The sequence below is a fragment of the Enterobacteriaceae endosymbiont of Donacia cincticornis genome (assembly GCF_012568845.1).
In the GTDB taxonomy this organism is placed as follows: domain Bacteria; phylum Pseudomonadota; class Gammaproteobacteria; order Enterobacterales; family Enterobacteriaceae.
The window spans coordinates 167,688-183,748 of record NZ_CP046194.1 but is presented as its reverse complement, the minus strand read 5'-3'; the positions used below and the strand labels follow the sequence as shown (position 1 = coordinate 183,748).

Annotated in this window: 13 protein-coding genes and 2 tRNA genes; 12 read left to right on the top strand and 3 right to left on the bottom strand. The window is 19.7% G+C overall.

Annotated features, from left to right (window positions below):
* Nucleotide 1: 1 nt before the first annotated feature.
* The 3 genes from carB (at nucleotide 2) to GJT99_RS00885 (ending at nucleotide 5,651) form a co-directional block, all read left to right on the top strand.
* Entirely contained in the window at nucleotides 2-3,223 is a 3,222-nt protein-coding gene (gene carB / locus GJT99_RS00895) for a carbamoyl-phosphate synthase large subunit (RefSeq protein ID WP_168893846.1), read from the top strand.
* Between the two features lie 61 nt (nucleotides 3,224-3,284).
* Nucleotides 3,285-4,259, top strand: coding sequence for a CAF17-like 4Fe-4S cluster assembly/insertion protein YgfZ (gene ygfZ, locus GJT99_RS00890; protein WP_168893845.1), 975 nt, complete (start codon nucleotides 3,285-3,287; stop codon nucleotides 4,257-4,259).
* Nucleotides 4,260-4,427: 168 nt separating this feature from the next.
* Nucleotides 4,428-5,651 (top strand): OmpA family protein, encoded by a 1,224-nt coding sequence (locus GJT99_RS00885; protein WP_168893844.1) that lies wholly within the window; start codon nucleotides 4,428-4,430, stop codon nucleotides 5,649-5,651.
* A 118-nt stretch (nucleotides 5,652-5,769) separates the two neighbouring features.
* Here the strand turns inward: GJT99_RS00885 and GJT99_RS00880 are convergent.
* Nucleotides 5,770-5,842, bottom strand: a tRNA-Phe gene (locus tag GJT99_RS00880).
* A 213-nt stretch (nucleotides 5,843-6,055) separates the two neighbouring features.
* On the opposite strand from GJT99_RS00880, the gene GJT99_RS00875 reads away from it, so the two are divergent.
* Both GJT99_RS00875 and groL read left to right on the top strand, forming a co-directional pair.
* Nucleotides 6,056-6,346, top strand: coding sequence for a co-chaperone GroES (locus tag GJT99_RS00875; protein WP_168893843.1), 291 nt, complete (start codon nucleotides 6,056-6,058; stop codon nucleotides 6,344-6,346).
* Nucleotides 6,347-6,421: 75 nt separating this feature from the next.
* Nucleotides 6,422-8,071, top strand: a complete 1,650-nt coding sequence (groL, locus tag GJT99_RS00870) for a chaperonin GroEL (protein WP_168893842.1) — start codon at nucleotides 6,422-6,424, stop codon at nucleotides 8,069-8,071.
* 103 nt (nucleotides 8,072-8,174) lie between these two features.
* On the opposite strand, the gene GJT99_RS00865 is transcribed toward groL, so the two are convergent.
* A complete protein-coding gene (locus tag GJT99_RS00865) occupies nucleotides 8,175-9,152 on the bottom strand; it encodes a KamA family radical SAM protein (protein WP_168893841.1) in 978 nt (325 codons plus the stop codon).
* A 66-nt stretch (nucleotides 9,153-9,218) separates the two neighbouring features.
* Between GJT99_RS00865 and efp the strand changes: the two genes are divergently transcribed.
* Together efp and epmA are read left to right on the top strand one after the other, a co-directional pair.
* On the top strand, nucleotides 9,219-9,788 hold the full coding sequence (gene efp / locus GJT99_RS00860) for an elongation factor P (protein ID WP_168893840.1): 570 nt from the start codon (nucleotides 9,219-9,221) through the stop codon (nucleotides 9,786-9,788).
* 20 nt (nucleotides 9,789-9,808) lie between these two features.
* A complete protein-coding gene (gene epmA / locus GJT99_RS00855; protein WP_168893839.1) occupies nucleotides 9,809-10,786 on the top strand; it encodes an elongation factor P--(R)-beta-lysine ligase in 978 nt (325 codons plus the stop codon).
* 18 nt (nucleotides 10,787-10,804) lie between these two features.
* On the opposite strand, the gene asd is transcribed toward epmA, so the two are convergent.
* Entirely contained in the window at nucleotides 10,805-11,674 is an 870-nt protein-coding gene (asd, locus tag GJT99_RS00850) for an archaetidylserine decarboxylase (protein ID WP_168893838.1), read from the bottom strand.
* 103 nt (nucleotides 11,675-11,777) lie between these two features.
* Here asd and orn point away from each other — a divergent pair, with 103 nt between their 5' ends.
* The 5 genes from orn (at nucleotide 11,778) to rlmB (ending at nucleotide 15,987) form a co-directional block, all read left to right on the top strand.
* The gene (gene orn, locus GJT99_RS00845; protein WP_168893837.1) at nucleotides 11,778-12,356 is read left to right on the top strand and encodes an oligoribonuclease; all 579 of its coding nucleotides are present in this window, start codon (nucleotides 11,778-11,780) and stop codon (nucleotides 12,354-12,356) included.
* A gap of 47 nt (nucleotides 12,357-12,403) precedes the next feature.
* A tRNA-Gly gene (locus GJT99_RS00840) sits at nucleotides 12,404-12,476 on the top strand.
* A gap of 52 nt (nucleotides 12,477-12,528) precedes the next feature.
* Nucleotides 12,529-14,223 (top strand): DNA mismatch repair endonuclease MutL, encoded by a 1,695-nt coding sequence (gene mutL, locus GJT99_RS00835; RefSeq protein WP_168893836.1) that lies wholly within the window; start codon nucleotides 12,529-12,531, stop codon nucleotides 14,221-14,223.
* Nucleotides 14,224-14,231: 8 nt separating this feature from the next.
* Complete coding sequence (gene miaA / locus GJT99_RS00830; protein ID WP_168893835.1) at nucleotides 14,232-15,182, top strand: tRNA (adenosine(37)-N6)-dimethylallyltransferase MiaA; 951 nt, start codon at nucleotides 14,232-14,234, stop codon at nucleotides 15,180-15,182.
* 61 nt (nucleotides 15,183-15,243) lie between these two features.
* Nucleotides 15,244-15,987, top strand: a complete 744-nt coding sequence (gene rlmB / locus GJT99_RS00825; protein WP_168893834.1) for a 23S rRNA (guanosine(2251)-2'-O)-methyltransferase RlmB — start codon at nucleotides 15,244-15,246, stop codon at nucleotides 15,985-15,987.
* Nucleotides 15,988-16,061 lie beyond the last annotated feature (74 nt).

Genomic DNA, 16,061 nt, shown 5'->3' with positions numbered 1-16,061 from the left:
AATGCCTAAACGTACTGATATACAAAGTATTATGATTTTAGGAGCTGGACCAATTACTATAGGTCAAGCTTGTGAATTTGATTATTCTGGAACACAAGCATGTAAAGCTTTAAAAGAAGAAGGATATAAATTAATTTTAGTTAATTCTAATCCTGCTACTATAATGACAGATCCAGATATTGCTAATACAACATATATAGAACCTATTAATTGGCATATAATCACTAAAATCATAAAAAAAGAAAAACCTCATGCTATTTTAGCTACAATGGGTGGACAAACCGCTTTAAATTGTGTTTTAGATTTACATAAAAATAATATATTAAAAAAATTTAATATAGAAATTATTGGAACATCTATCAGCGCTATTTATAATGCAGAAAATCGTTCTTATTTTACAAAAATTATAAAAAAATTAGGTTTTAATATTCCATATTCTTTTCCTATTCATAATATGGATGAAGCAATAAATTGCATACAAAAAATTAAATTTCCATGTATTATTAGACCTTCATTTACTATGGGAGGAAGTGGTGGAGGAATAGCATATAATATTACAGAATTTAAAAATATTTGTGATAATGGTTTGAATTTATCATTTAATAATGAATTAATTATTGATGAATCTTTAATTGGATGGAAAGAATATGAAATGGAAGTTGTAAGAGATAAAAATGGTAATTCAATAATTATATGTTCTATTGAAAATATTGACCCGATGGGGATACATACAGGAGATTCAATCACAATTGCTCCGGCACAAACTTTATCTGATAAAGAATATCAAATAATGAGAAACGCTTCTATATCTATTATTAAAGCTGTTGGTCTTAAATCTGGAGGAGCAAATGTACAATTTGCAGTTAATCCTGTAAATGGGAAACTAATGGTAATTGAAATGAATCCTCGTGTTTCACGTTCTTCTGCTCTAGCATCAAAAGCAACTGGTTTTCCAATAGCTAAAATATCAGCAAAACTTTCTATCGGTTATACATTAGATGAATTAACAAATGATATAACTAATAATTATACTTCAGCTGCATTTGAACCATCTATTGATTATATAGTAACAAAAATACCTAAATTTAATTTTGAAAAATTTAATTATGTTAATGATAGGTTAACAACAAAAATGAAATCAGTAGGTGAAATTATGTCTATAGGTAGATCTTTCCAAGAATCTATTCAAAAAGCATTATGTAGTTTAGAAATGGGTATTTATGGTTTTGAACCCATTATAGTTAATAAAATTGATGATAAAGATTATTATAATATAATAATAAAAGAATTAAAAAAACCAGGATCAGATAGAATTCGTTTTATCGCAGATGCTATGAGAATTAATATGTCTATTAAAGAAATATATAATTATTCTAAAATAGATATGTGGTTTTTATCACAAATAGAAGATATAATTATTACTGAAAAAAAAATTAAAATGTTAGGTATTAAATATTTAAATAATAAGAAATATTTTTTTAAATTAAAACAACAAGGATTTTCTGATATTAGATTAGCTAATATTTTAAATGTATCTGAAAAAGAAATACGAAAATTAAGATATAAATATGATATACATCCAGTATATAAAAAAGTAGATACGTGTTCTGCAGAATTTAAAACTAATACTGCTTATATATACTCTACATATGGAATAGAATGTGAAGCTAATCCTACTAACAATAAGAAAAAAATTATTATTTTAGGTAGTGGTCCTAATAGAATCGGACAAGGAATAGAATTTGATTATTGTTGTGTACATGCATCTATGATTTTACGTGAAAATAATTTTGAAACAATAATGATTAATTGTAATCCAGAAACTGTTTCAACAGATTATGATATTTCTAGTCGTTTATATTTTGAACCAATAACTTTAGAAAATATATTAGAAATTATTAGGATAGAAAAACCGTTAGGTGTTATTGTCCAATATGGAGGACAAAATCCATTGAATTTAGCTAAAAAATTAGAACAAGAAGGTGTAAATATTATAGGAACAAGTCCTTTTTCAATAGATTTAGCTGAAAATAGGAAAAAATTTCAAAATATTGTTAAACTTTTAAATTTAAAACAACCTCCTAATTATATAGTAAAAAATTTGGATGAAGCTTTTAAAAAAGCTCATATTTTAGGTTATCCTTTAATTGCAAGACCTTCTTATGTTCTAGGTGGTAGATATATGGAAATAGTATATAATAAAGATGATCTAAAAAATTATTTTTTATTAAATATGAAACATAATACTTCTATTTTATTAGAAAAATTTTTAGATAATGCAATAGAAATTGATGTAGATGCAATTTGTGATAGAAAAGATATTTTTATAGGCGGTATTATGGAACATATTGAACAAGCAGGTATTCATTCTGGTGATTCTGCTTGTTTTATACCTACACGTAATTTAAAACAAAAAATTTTAAATGAAATTAAACTACAAACTAAAAAATTAGCGATTAAAATTAATATATGTGGACTTATAAATATACAATTTGCTATTCAAGATAATATAATATATATTATAGAAGTTAATCCTAGAGCATCTAGAACAATTCCATTTGTTTCTAAAGTAATTAATATACCATTAGCAAAAATAGGTACATTAGTTATGATAGGAAAATCTTTATTAAGTTTAAATCTTAAAAAAGAAATTTATCCATCATTTTCTTCTGTTAAAGAAGCTATTTTACCTTTTGATAAATTTGATAATATTGATCCTATTTTAGGTCCAGAAATGAGATCTACAGGTGAAGTTATGGGTATAGGATATACTTTCGAAGAAGCATTTTATAAAATAATATTAAGTACTAAATTTTATATAAAAAAAAAAGGTATTATTTTAATATCAGTTAAAGATAAAGATAAGAAATTAATAATTTCATTAGTTAAAAAATTAATTTTTTGTGGATTTATAATCGAAGCAACATATGGAACAGCTAAATTTTTACAAAGATTTAAATTAATGGTTAAAATAGTTAATAAAGCTACAGAAAAACAACCAAATGTACTTAATTTTATTAAAAATAAAAGATACACTTACATTATTAATACAGTAGAAAAAAAAAAATCTATTAATAATTCTAGATTGATTAGAATTTTAGCTTTACAAAATAATATTTATTATAGTACAACTATAAATGGAGCTATAGCTACAATAATTTCTATAACAAATAATTTTAAAATAAAAGTTTTTTCTTTACAAGAATTACATAAAAAATTATAAAAAATAATTTTTTGTTATATAATTTAAAAATTTAAATTTATACCAGGGTTTTTTTATAAAAATGAATGTTAAAGAAAATAATAATTTATTAAATTATGTTAATTTAGATAATTTACAAATTTTAACGATAAAAGGTCCTGATAGTAAAATTTTTTTACAAAATCAATTAACAATTAATATAGATCGATTAGATAATAAAAAACATTTTTTTAATGCTTTTCATTGTAATTCACAAGGAAAAATTTTAACAAATATGCACATATTTAAAATATGTGATAATTTTTATCAATATATAATTAGAAAAAACATATTAAATGAATATTTAAAAAGTATTAAAAAATATATTTTATTATATAAAGTAACAATTTCTTTAGATAAAGAGAAAAAAATTTTTGGAATTTTAAATATAAAAACAGAACAACTTTTATTTAAAATTTTTGCAAAAAAAGATATATTTTTGCAAAAAAAAACACTGTATCTTTTTAATAAAGATATTTTATTAAAATTTAAATATTTTGAAAATTATTATTTCATGATTTTATCCTCAAAAAATATTTTTTTTATTATAAAAAAATATTTTTTATCTAAAATTTTTTATTTAAAGAAAAATAGTTCTTGGGATAAATTTTATATGAAAATAGGTTATTATATTATTGATATGGATTATCATTGTAATTTATTTTTACCTCAACAATTTATTTTTAATGAAATGAATACTATTGATTTTAATAAAGGTTGTTATTTGGGACAAGAAATTATTAGTAGTTTAAATTTTAAAAATAAAATAAATCAGAAATTATTTTTATTAAAAGGTCATTTAAAAATTAAACCATCATATAATGATATATTAGAATTTAAAAATAATGAAAATAGTGAATGGAAAATTATAAGAAATAAAATTATTTTAAAAATATTAAAAACTACATCAAATATATTTTGGATACAAATTATATTAAAAAATAATTTTATTAAAAAATCTTTAATTAGATTTCAAAAAGATAAAAATAGTATGTTTTTTATTGTTAAAATATTTTAAAAAATATTTTAATAAAATACTAATATTAACTTTAATTATTTATGTAAAGTTATATTTATTTTAAATAAATAATAAATTTTTTAAAAAATTATTAATATATTAATTATATTAATAAAATGAAAAATATAAATTTAAATTTTATTTTATAAAAAAAGGTTTATATAAAAAATGAAAAAAATAATTATTATTTTTACAATAATTATGATAAGTATTCATAATATTGCTAATGCTAAAACTAACTTTAAAGATTATTGGTATTTTGGTTCTACATTTGGATTATCACATTATAATAATATAAAATTGTTAGGGAAAGACATTGATGATAAAGAATATAATTTTTTTAATAAACTAGGAAATGGATTTTTTTTAGGATATCAAACAAATAATTTTTTAGGTTTAGAATTAGGATTAGATTGGTTAGGAACTATTAAAAAAAATATTGAAAATAATATGAAAAATGTTTTTGAAGTAAAGGGAATACAATTAACAACTAATATTAGATATCCTATTTTTAGGAATTTATATTTATATACCCGTTTAGGGGGATTTTTTGCAAAATCTTATTACTATCAATTTAGTAATAATAATAAATATTATAATTTAGATAATTTATATTATAATGTTTCTCCATTATTTTCTTTCGGAGGTGAATATCAAATTAAAGATAATCTATCTTCTAGGATAGAGTATCAATTAATAAAAAATATTGGAAGTAAAAATAATGATGATTTAGGACAAAATACAAATAATTTTATGTTTAGTATTAGTATAATATATAAATTTTTTAATAAAAATCATACACCTTTAATAAAAAATTTAATTAATAAATCAAAAAATTACTATTATAATAATTATGGTAATAAAAATCTTATATCTAAAGAAAAATTTTTTTTTAAATTCAAAAGTATTTCTTTAACTAAAGAAAATAAAAATATTTTAGAAAAATTATTTAAATTCAAATTAAAAAATTTATTAAATGATATAAATACTAAAATAATAATTTTAGGTCATTCTGATTACCTTGAAAAAAATCATAAAAATAATTTTTTATCTCAAAAAAGAGCAGAAAAAATTGCTAAATATATATTATCTATAGATAATCATTTAGTAAAAAAAATTATTTTTGTTAAAGGATTAGAAAATAATTTATTTATTAATAAAAAATGTCAAAAAATTCAAAATCGTAGACTTCTTAAAAAATGTTTAGTAATAGATCGTTATGTTGAAATAAAAATTTTAAATTTTTCTAAACCTATTAAAAAATCTTTTTTTACAAAAAAAAAATTAACAAATTATAAAAATAATTACTATAATTGTTTTTACAAGTTATATACTTATCAAAGTATTCTTTTCATGTATAAAAATTTTATAATTAGATATAATCATTCTTAATTTTTAATAAAAAATAATTTTTTTTATTAAAAGTTATAAAAAATGCAGAAAGAATTTTCTTTCTGCATTTTTATTTTAGTTTGTTAATTTTTTATTTTATAAATATATTAATAAATTTTGCCCGAAGGTGGAATTGAACCACCGACACGGGGATTTTCAGTCCACTGCTCTACCAACTGAGCTATCCGGGCAAAATAACAGTTACATTATGACAATAATAATAATTAAACGTCAATGTTTTTATTAAAATTTTATTATATTTTTTTTAAAAAAAAATTAATAAAATAAAATTTTAAAATAGGACTTGAAACATAGATTATATGTCCTTATCTTTAGTGCACATTATTTAAATATATTAAAGTATTAATTAGTTAATTAAATTTTTTTATAGGAGATTTATTTAAATGAATATTCGTCCGTTACATGATCGAGTTATTGTAAAAAGAAAAGAAGTTGAATGTAAATCTACAGGTGGAATTGTATTAACTGGTTCTGCTGCTGGTAAATCTACTCGTGGAGAAGTATTAGCTGTAGGTAAAGGACGTATACTAGATAATGGTGTAGTAAAACCATTAGATGTAAAAAAAGGAGATACAATTATATTTAATGATAGTTACGGTGTTAAAACAGAAAAAATTGATGATGAAGAAATTCTTATAATGTCTGAAAGTGATATTTTAGCTATTGTTAAATAAAATTTTTTTTAAAAAAATAAATAAGATTTTTATAAAATATAATTTTAATATAGATAAATTTAAGGAATATTTAAAATGGCAGCTAAAGATGTAAAATTTGGTAATGATGCACGTGTAAAAATGCTACGAGGTGTTAATGTACTTGCAGATGCAGTAAAAATTACTCTTGGTCCAAAAGGTAGAAACGTTGTTTTAGATAAATCATTTGGTGCACCAGCAATAACTAAAGATGGAGTTACAGTAGCTAGAGAAATAGAGTTAGAAGATAAGTTTGAAAATATGGGAGCACAAATGGTAAAGGAAGTTGCTTCCAAAGCTAATGATGTAGCAGGTGATGGTACTACTACAGCTAGTGTTTTAGCACAGGCAATAGTAAGTGAAGGTTTAAAAGCTGTTGCTGCTGGTATGAATCCAATGGATTTAAAAAGAGGTATAGATAAAGCTGTTATAGCCGCTGTAGAAGAATTAAAGACCATTTCTGTACCATGTTCTGATTCAAAATCTATAGCTCAAGTAGGTACTATCTCTGCAAATGCAGATGAAACTGTTGGTGATTTAATTGCTCAAGCTATGAAAAGAGTAGGTAAAGAAGGTGTTATTACAGTAGAAGAAGGTACAGGTTTACAAGATGAATTAGATGTTGTTGAAGGAATGCAATTTGATAGAGGTTATCTATCTCCTTATTTTATTAATAAATCAGAATCTGGTACTGTAGAACTTGATAATCCTTATTTGCTTTTAGTTGATAAAAAACTTTCAAGTATTAGAGAATTATTACCTATTCTTGAATTAGTTGCAAAAGCAAGTAAATCATTATTAATTATAGCTGAAGATATAGATGGAGAAGCATTAGCAACATTAGTTGTTAATACTATGCGTGGTGTTGTAAAAGTTGCAGCAGTTAAAGCGCCTGGTTTTGGTGATCGTCGTAAAGCTATGTTACAAGATATTGCGATTCTTACAGGTGGTAATGTTATTTCAGAAGAAATTGGTTTAGAATTAGAAAAAACAACATTAGAAGATTTAGGACAAGCAAAACGTATCGTTATAAATAAAGATACAACAACAATAATAGATGGACTTGGTAATGAAAATAATATTTCAGGTCGCATTAATCAAATTAGGCAACAAATAGATGAAGCATCTTCTGATTATGATCGTGAAAAACTTCAAGAAAGAGTAGCTAAATTAGCAGGAGGTGTTGCTGTATTGAAAGTTGGAGCTGCTACTGAAGTTGAAATGAAAGAAAAAAAAGCGAGAGTAGAAGATGCGTTACATGCTACTAGAGCAGCTGTAGAAGAAGGTGTTGTAGCTGGAGGTGGAGTAGCATTAGTACGTGTAGCAGCTAAATTAATGAATTTAACAGGACAAAATGAAGATCAAAATATGGGGATAAAAGTAGCTTTAAGAGCTATGGAAGCTCCTCTACGTCAAATAGTTTTTAATTCAGGAGAAGAACCTTCTGTAGTAGCAAATAATGTTAAAGATGGACATGGTAATTATGGATATAATGCTGCTAACGAAGAATACGGAGATATGATTAAATTTGGTATTTTAGATCCTACTAAAGTTACACGTTCAGCTTTACAATATTCTGCATCTGTTGCAGGACTTATGATTACAACAGAATGTATGGTAACAGATTTACCTAAAGATGATAAATCAGATATATCTAATACACCTCCAGGTAGTGGAATGGGCGGTGGAATGGGTGGAATGATGTAAATTTTAAGAATAAAGATTTTTTATTTATTTAAATAAAATATTTTGAAATGATTTATTAAAGCTGTGCATATTATTTTTAAGCACAGCTTTTTATAAAAATTTATTATACAATAAGTTTTTTGTATTTTTTCCCATAAATATCTTTAGTTAATTTAGGAATTAAAAATCCTGATAATGATAATGATATTTTTTGTATGATTTTTTGGGCTTTTTTTTTAGAAACATTAAAATGTTTACTTCCTTCTACTTTATCTAATAAATGAATATAATATGGTAATATTCCAATATCAAATAAACTATTACTTAATTTAATTAAAATATTATCATTATTATTAATATTTTTTAATAAAACACTTTGATTTAATAATGTGATACCTACTTTTTTTAAAAGTAAAATTTTATTAAATAATTCTTCAGTAATTTCATTAGAATGATTAATATGAGTAACTATAACAATATGAAATTTACATTTACTCAAAATTTTTATTAAATTAACAGTAATTCTTTCAGGAATAATACATATTATTCTTGTATGTATTCTTAATACTTTTATATGAGAAATGGTTTTTATATCATTAATAAAAAAATTTAATTTATAATCATTTAATACTAATGGATCTCCTCCAGAAAAAATAATTTCATTAATTTGTTTGTTTTTTTTTATGTAATTAATTATTTTATACCAATGACATAATTTAATTGAACTTATTTGTTTAGTATTTTTACGAAAACAATATCTGCAATGTACTGCACATATTCCCGTAATTAAAATTAATACTCTATTTTTATATTTATGTATCATACCTGGTATGATAAATTGTTCATTTAAAGGATTACTATTATATTTTTTATTTGTAATTAATTCTTTTTTATGAAAAATAAATTGTAATAAAATTGGATCTTTATGATTATTTTTTTCTATTCTTTTTATAAAAATAACAGGTATTTTAACATTAAAATTTATATTTTTTTTTCTATATAAAAATGATTTACTGTTTTGTTTTGTTATTTGTGTAATTTTAATTAAATCAGTATTATTATTAATAATATTTGATAGTTGTTGTAACCATAATTCTTTCATAAAAATTTTTTATCTGAATAAATATACTATATTATAAATTAATATTTTTTTTAAAAAAGAAAAAAAATGATCAATTACTCTAGTAATAATTTTAAAATTGGAATGAAATTTATATTTTTAAATCAACCTTATATTATAGAACATAGTGAATTTGTAAAACCTGGTAAAGGACAAGCTTTTGTTAGATTAAAAATGCGTAATTTAATTACAGAAAAATTAATTGATAAAACTTTTAAATCAACTGATAATTTAGATACTGCTGATATTTTAGAAAAAAAATTAAAATATCTATATAATGAAAAAAATAATTTTTATTACTTTATGTATGAAAATAGTTTTGAACAAATTATGATTAGTAATCAAGTTATTAAAAATAAAAAAAAATGGCTAATTCCTCATTACAATTATATAATAACATTTTGGAATCAAATTCCTATATTTTTAACATTACCTAATTTTATTAAATTAAAAGTAATTCATACAGATTATATAGTAAAAAGAAATACAGTAATTAATCATAATAAACAAGCAACCATTAGTAATGGGGAATTAATTAAAGTTCCACCTTTTATTAAAATTGGAGATTTAATTAAAATTGATATAAGAAAAAAAAAATATATTTCTCGTGCTAAATAATAAATAACTTATAAAAAAAAATGAATAATTTTAACTGGGAAACTAGTACTAAAATACATAATTTAATTAAACGTTCTTTTATAATAAAAAGAATAAGAAATTTTTTTGATAAAAAAAAATTTATTGAAGTAGAAACACCGATACTAACTCAATTTGAGAATACTAGTCCTTATTTAAGTCAATTTAATACAAATTTTATTAATAATAAAAAAAAAAAAAAATTATTTTTAATAACTAGTCCTGAATATCATATGAAAAGAATTCTTGCATCAAATATAAATAAATCTATTTATCAAATATGCCATAGTTTCCGTAATGAAGAATTTGGAAAATATCACAGCCCAGAATTTTCTATATTAGAATGGTATCATATTAATTACAATTTATCACAATTAATGTTAGAAGTAAATGAATTTTTTATAAAATTTGGATTTAATAAACTTAAAAAATATTCATATAAAAATATTTTTTTAAAATATTTAAATATAAATCCTTTTCATGTTCAACAAAAAAAAATTTTATCTTTAATAAGAGATATAGGTTTTGTAAAAAATAATAATAAAGATTCGAATCAAAATATAACTCATAATTATATAGAAATATTATTTGATTTATATATTGTGCCTAAATTAGGTCAAAAAAATCCTGTGATAATATATCATTTTCCATCATCACAAAAAACTACAGAAACTATAAGTAAAAAAAAACATTTAGCAAATAGATTTGAAGTTTTTTTTAAAGGGGTAGAATTAGGAAATGGTTTCCATGAATTAAATAATTTTTTAGAACAAAAAAAAAGGTTTGATCAAGATAATATTAAAAGAAATTTAATGGGATTATCTTCTAAAAAGATAGATTTTCTTTTTTTAAAATCAATAAAATATGGTAACATACCTCATTGTTCAGGTATGGCTTTAGGTTTAGATAGATTTATTATGTTTTTGTTAAAACAAAAATCTATTCATAAATCTGTAAGCTTTTCTATCATTAAATCTTAAAGAAAAAATTATTTTTTATTAAAATGATGCTAATAATTCTCCAACTTTTATTTTAAATCCTTTTTTTAGAATAGGATTAAATTTAATTGTTTTAGGTGGAAATAATGTAATAACAGTTGATCCTATATCAAAATAACCCATTTCTTCACCTTTTTTTAAAAAAATAAAATCTTTTTTATTAAAATTATTAATATATGGCCAATTCCAAGTCAAAATTTTATTTTTCCTAGGAGGTACTATTGAACCATACCAAGAAGTATGAATACTACCAACTATTTGAGCACCAATCAAAATTTTAATCATAAAACCAAATTTTGTTTTAAATAAAAAAACTACTCTTTCATTCAAAACGAATAAATTACATAAATTATTTGTAATTATGTTATTAACAGGAAATAATTTTCCAGGAATATATATCATTTTTAATAAAATTCCATTATAAGACATATGTACTCTATGATAATTTTTAGGAGATAAATATACATTAATAAAATTTCCATTAGTAAAAATTTTATTTATATATTTATTATATCCTATAAGATTATATAAAGAATATTTACAACCTTTAAATTGAAAAAGTTTATTTTTTTTTATAAAACCAATTTCATTAATTATACCATCTGAATTATGAATAATATGATTTTTATTATTATCAATAGGTCTATTAAACATATTTAACTTTCTAATAAAAAATTTATTAAAAGTTTTGTAATAAAAAATATTGGGATATTTTGTTTCTTTCATATTTATTTTATAAAATTTTATAAATAAAAATATAAAAAAAGTAGTTATAATATTCAATTTTTTTTTTGATAAATATCCAAAAATATTTGTAACAAATAATTTTGGTAAAAAACGTTGTATATATAAATATATTTTTTTTTTCATATTATAAAAAAATGTTTTATGTAATATTTTAATATAAAGAATTTTATATTTTAAGTATATAAAATTTTAATTTTAATCAAAAATTAATATAAAGATATTATTTATGAAATTAAACAATAATTTAATATGGTTAGATTTGGAAATGACAGGTCTTAATCCTAATAAGGATCATATAATAGAAATTGCTATTATTATTACTAATTCTAATTTAAAAATTATAAATAAAGGTTTAACTATTCCAATATATCAACCTGATAATATTTTAAATTTAATGAATACTTATAATAAAAATATTCATAAAAAAAATGGCTTAATTACAAAAGTTAAAAATAGTAAATTTGATTTAAAAAAAACAGAAATATATATATTAAATTTTTTAAAATTATGGATTAACCCAAATAAATCCCCTTTATGTGGTAATAGTATATATAAAGATAGAATGTTTTTATTTAATTATATGCCAAATTTAGAAAAATATTTTCATTATCGAAATATTGATGTAAGTTCAATAAAAGAACTTGTAAAAAATTGGTATCCTAATATTTATTTAAAACTAAAAAAAAAAAATTCTTTTCATAGAGCTTATGATGATATTAATGACTCTATAAATGAGCTAAAATTTTATAAAAAATATATTTTTAAAAAAAATAATATTAAAAATATATTGACAAATAAAATATAAATTTTATATGATAAATTGTATTTTATTACATACATTATTAAGTTTTAGCGGGAATAGCTCAGTTGGTAGAGTACAACCTTGCCATGGTTGGGGTCGCGAGTTCGAATCTCGTTTCCCGCTTAGTAATATATATAAATGATTATATTAATCAAAAATTTTTTTTAAAAAATACATGTCTATTAAAATCTTACCTAAAAATGTAATAAAAAAAATAGCTGCAGGAGAAGTAATCGATAGACCAGCAACTATAGTCAAAGAATTAATTGAAAATAGTATTGATGCAAAAGCATCACAAATAAATTTACATATAGAAAAAGGAGGAAAATATATTCATATAAATGATAATGGTATAGGTATGAATAAAAAAAATTTAATTTTATGTATAAAAAAATATGCTACAAGTAAAATAAATAATTTAAATAGTTTTAATTTTTTAAATAGTTTCGGTTTTAGGGGGGAAGCTTTAACTAGTATAAAATCTATATCCAGAATGACTATCATATCTAAAACATTAAGACAATTATTTGCATGGAAATTATATACAGAAGGATTTAATGAACAAATAATTTCTTTAAATCCTATTTCACACCCTACTGGAACAACTATTATTATATCTGATGTTTTTTATAATTTACCAGCTAGAAGATTATGTTTATTAAATGATAGAATAGAATTTATTTATATAAAAAATATTATTAAAAAAATTCTTTTAATGAAATTAAAAATAGGAATAAAATTTAAATATCAAAATAAAATTATTTATAATTTTAAAAAGATTACAGATAATATTTCTTATATAAATAGAATAAAAATAATTTTTGGTAATAATTTTTTAAAAAATTCATTAAAAGTAAATGTAAATGATCAAAAATTAAAATTATATGGAAGAATAATTATTTTTAATAAAAAAAAAATATCAAATAATTTATTTAAATATTTTTATGTAAATAATCGTATTATAAATAATAATTTTCTATATCGTACAATTAAAGAAACAATTCAAAATAAATTTGGTCAAAATTATGCTTTTTCTTTTTTATTATATTTAGAAATAGAATCAAATAAAATTGATATAAATATACATCCTAAAAAAACTGATATTTGTTTTTACAATACACCATTAATATATAATTTTATATATAAAAATATTACAAAAATTTTGTATGAAAATAATTTTAAAGTAATAAATAATAAAAATCAAGAAATTTGTATTTTTAAAAAAAAGAATCAAATAAATTTGAAATATCCTAAATCTTTTTCTAATGTAGAAAATATTTTATTTGATAATATAATTAAAAAAAAAATAGTTTATTTAGATAATAAACCAAATTTTTATTTTAAAAATTTTGGTAAATTTCTTACAATAATAAAGAATAGTTTTATTATTATAAAAAAAGATAATTCTTTACATTTTATTATAATTAAAAAATTGTTTTATTTTTTTTTAAAAGAAAAATTTCAATTATTATTACAAAAAAAAATTATAATTAATAATTTTGAAATAAATATTAAAATTGATATAACAGAAAAAGAATATTATTTTTTATATAAAATAAAACAGATTTTATTTAAATTAGGTTTTAAATTTTTATTAAAGAATAAAAATATATTACATATTATTTATGTACCTATATTTTTATCATATTGTGATATAACAAAAATTTTTTTAAATTTAATAAAAAATATTATGAATATAAAAATAATATCTTTACAAATAATTACAAATTTATTAATTAATTGTATTAATAATTTATGTATTATATGGGATAATTATAAAATAATAGATTTATTAATGGAGTTAGAATTATTAATTCTAAATAATAATAATTTAATAATAAAAGAATTATTTTGTTTAATAGAAATATAATTAAAAATATGAATATTAAAATTAATAAACTCCCGTTAGCTATTTTTTTAATGGGTACAACGGCTTCTAAAAAAACTTATTTAGCCACTCGTTTAGCTAAAAAATTACCAATAGAATTAATTAGTGTAGATTCTTCCTTAATTTATAAAAAATTAAACATAGGAACAGATAAACCTAAAAAAAATGATTATTTTTATGAAAAACATTGGTTAATCGATATAAAAGAACCTTATGAAAAATATTCAGTTATAGAATTTTATAATGATGTTTTGAATATTATGAATAATATTACTAAAAGAGGTAAAATACCTTTATTAGTTGGAGGTAGTATGTTTTATTATAAAACATTAATTAATACTATATCTCCTTTATTACCAGCGTCAAATCTTGATATACGTAATATGATTACAAATAAAATAAAAAATAAATTATATACATCATATCATGATATGTTAAAAAAAATAGATATTAAATCTGCAAATAAAATTCACTTAAATGATAAACAAAGAATTATAAGAGCTTTAGAAATTTTTTTTTTAACAGGCAAAACTTTAAGTAAATTAAAAAAAACTTCTGGAAATAAAATTCCCTATCAAATATACCAATTTGGTTTAACTTATTATAATCGTCAAATTTTATATCAAAAAATAGAAACTAGAATTTTAAAAATGTTAGAATTAGGTTTTGAAAAAGAAGTAAGTAATCTTATAAAATTTAAATTATTAAAAATAAATTTTCCTGCCATACGTTGTATTGGATATAAACAAATGTTTTTTTATATTTTAAATAAAATTTCTTATAAAGAAATGATACAACAAACTATTATTTCAACACGTCATTTAGCAAAAAAACAACTAACTTGGTTACGTCATTGGGAAAATATTTATTGGTTCGATAGTGATAACATTTATAAAGCATATGATTTTATTATAAAATTTATTTTAAAAAAAATAAAATAATTTTTAAAATCAAAAAATTATATATTAATATATATAATTATCTACTAATATTTAATATAAAATGAAAAATATTATTTTTGGTATACATCCTATTTTAAATATGTTAAAAACAAAACCTTCTTCTTTTAAAGAAATATTTATTTTAAATAGTAAAAAAAAATCTAATAAAATTAAAGAATTATTTTTTTATGTAAAAAAATATAATATAAACATACATAAAGTAGATAAAAAATGGTTAAATAATAAAACACATAATAGTGTACACCAAGGATGTATGGGTTTTTTAAATAAATTAACATTTTTTAAAGAAAAAGATATAAAAAATATTATTAATTTTTCTAAAAAAATATTCATTTTAGTATTAGATCGTATTACAGATCCTCATAATTTAGGTGCTTGTATAAGAAGTGCTGTTGCTTTTAATGTAAATATGATTATTTTACCTAAAAAATATTCTGCTAAAATAAATGCTACAGTAAAAAAAGTATCTTGTGGAACATCAGATAATATACCTATAATTTTTGTAAAAAATTTAGTTAATATTATTAAGTTTTTAAAATCTTTTAATATTTTTATTGTAGGTACTGATACTAATTTAGTAAATAACACAATTTATAATTATAAACTAAAATATCCAATATGTTTAGTTATGGGATCAGAAAATAAGGGAATAAAATCTATTATTAAAAAAAATTGTGATATATTACTTTCTATTCCTACATCTAATAATGTAAATTCTTTAAACGTTTCTGTGGCTACTAGTATTTTCCTTTTTGAAATAAATAAACAAAATTATATTTTTTAATATTAAACATATAATAAATATTTATTATGAAAAATAAAATATAATTTTTTTTTTTATAAAATTATTATATATTT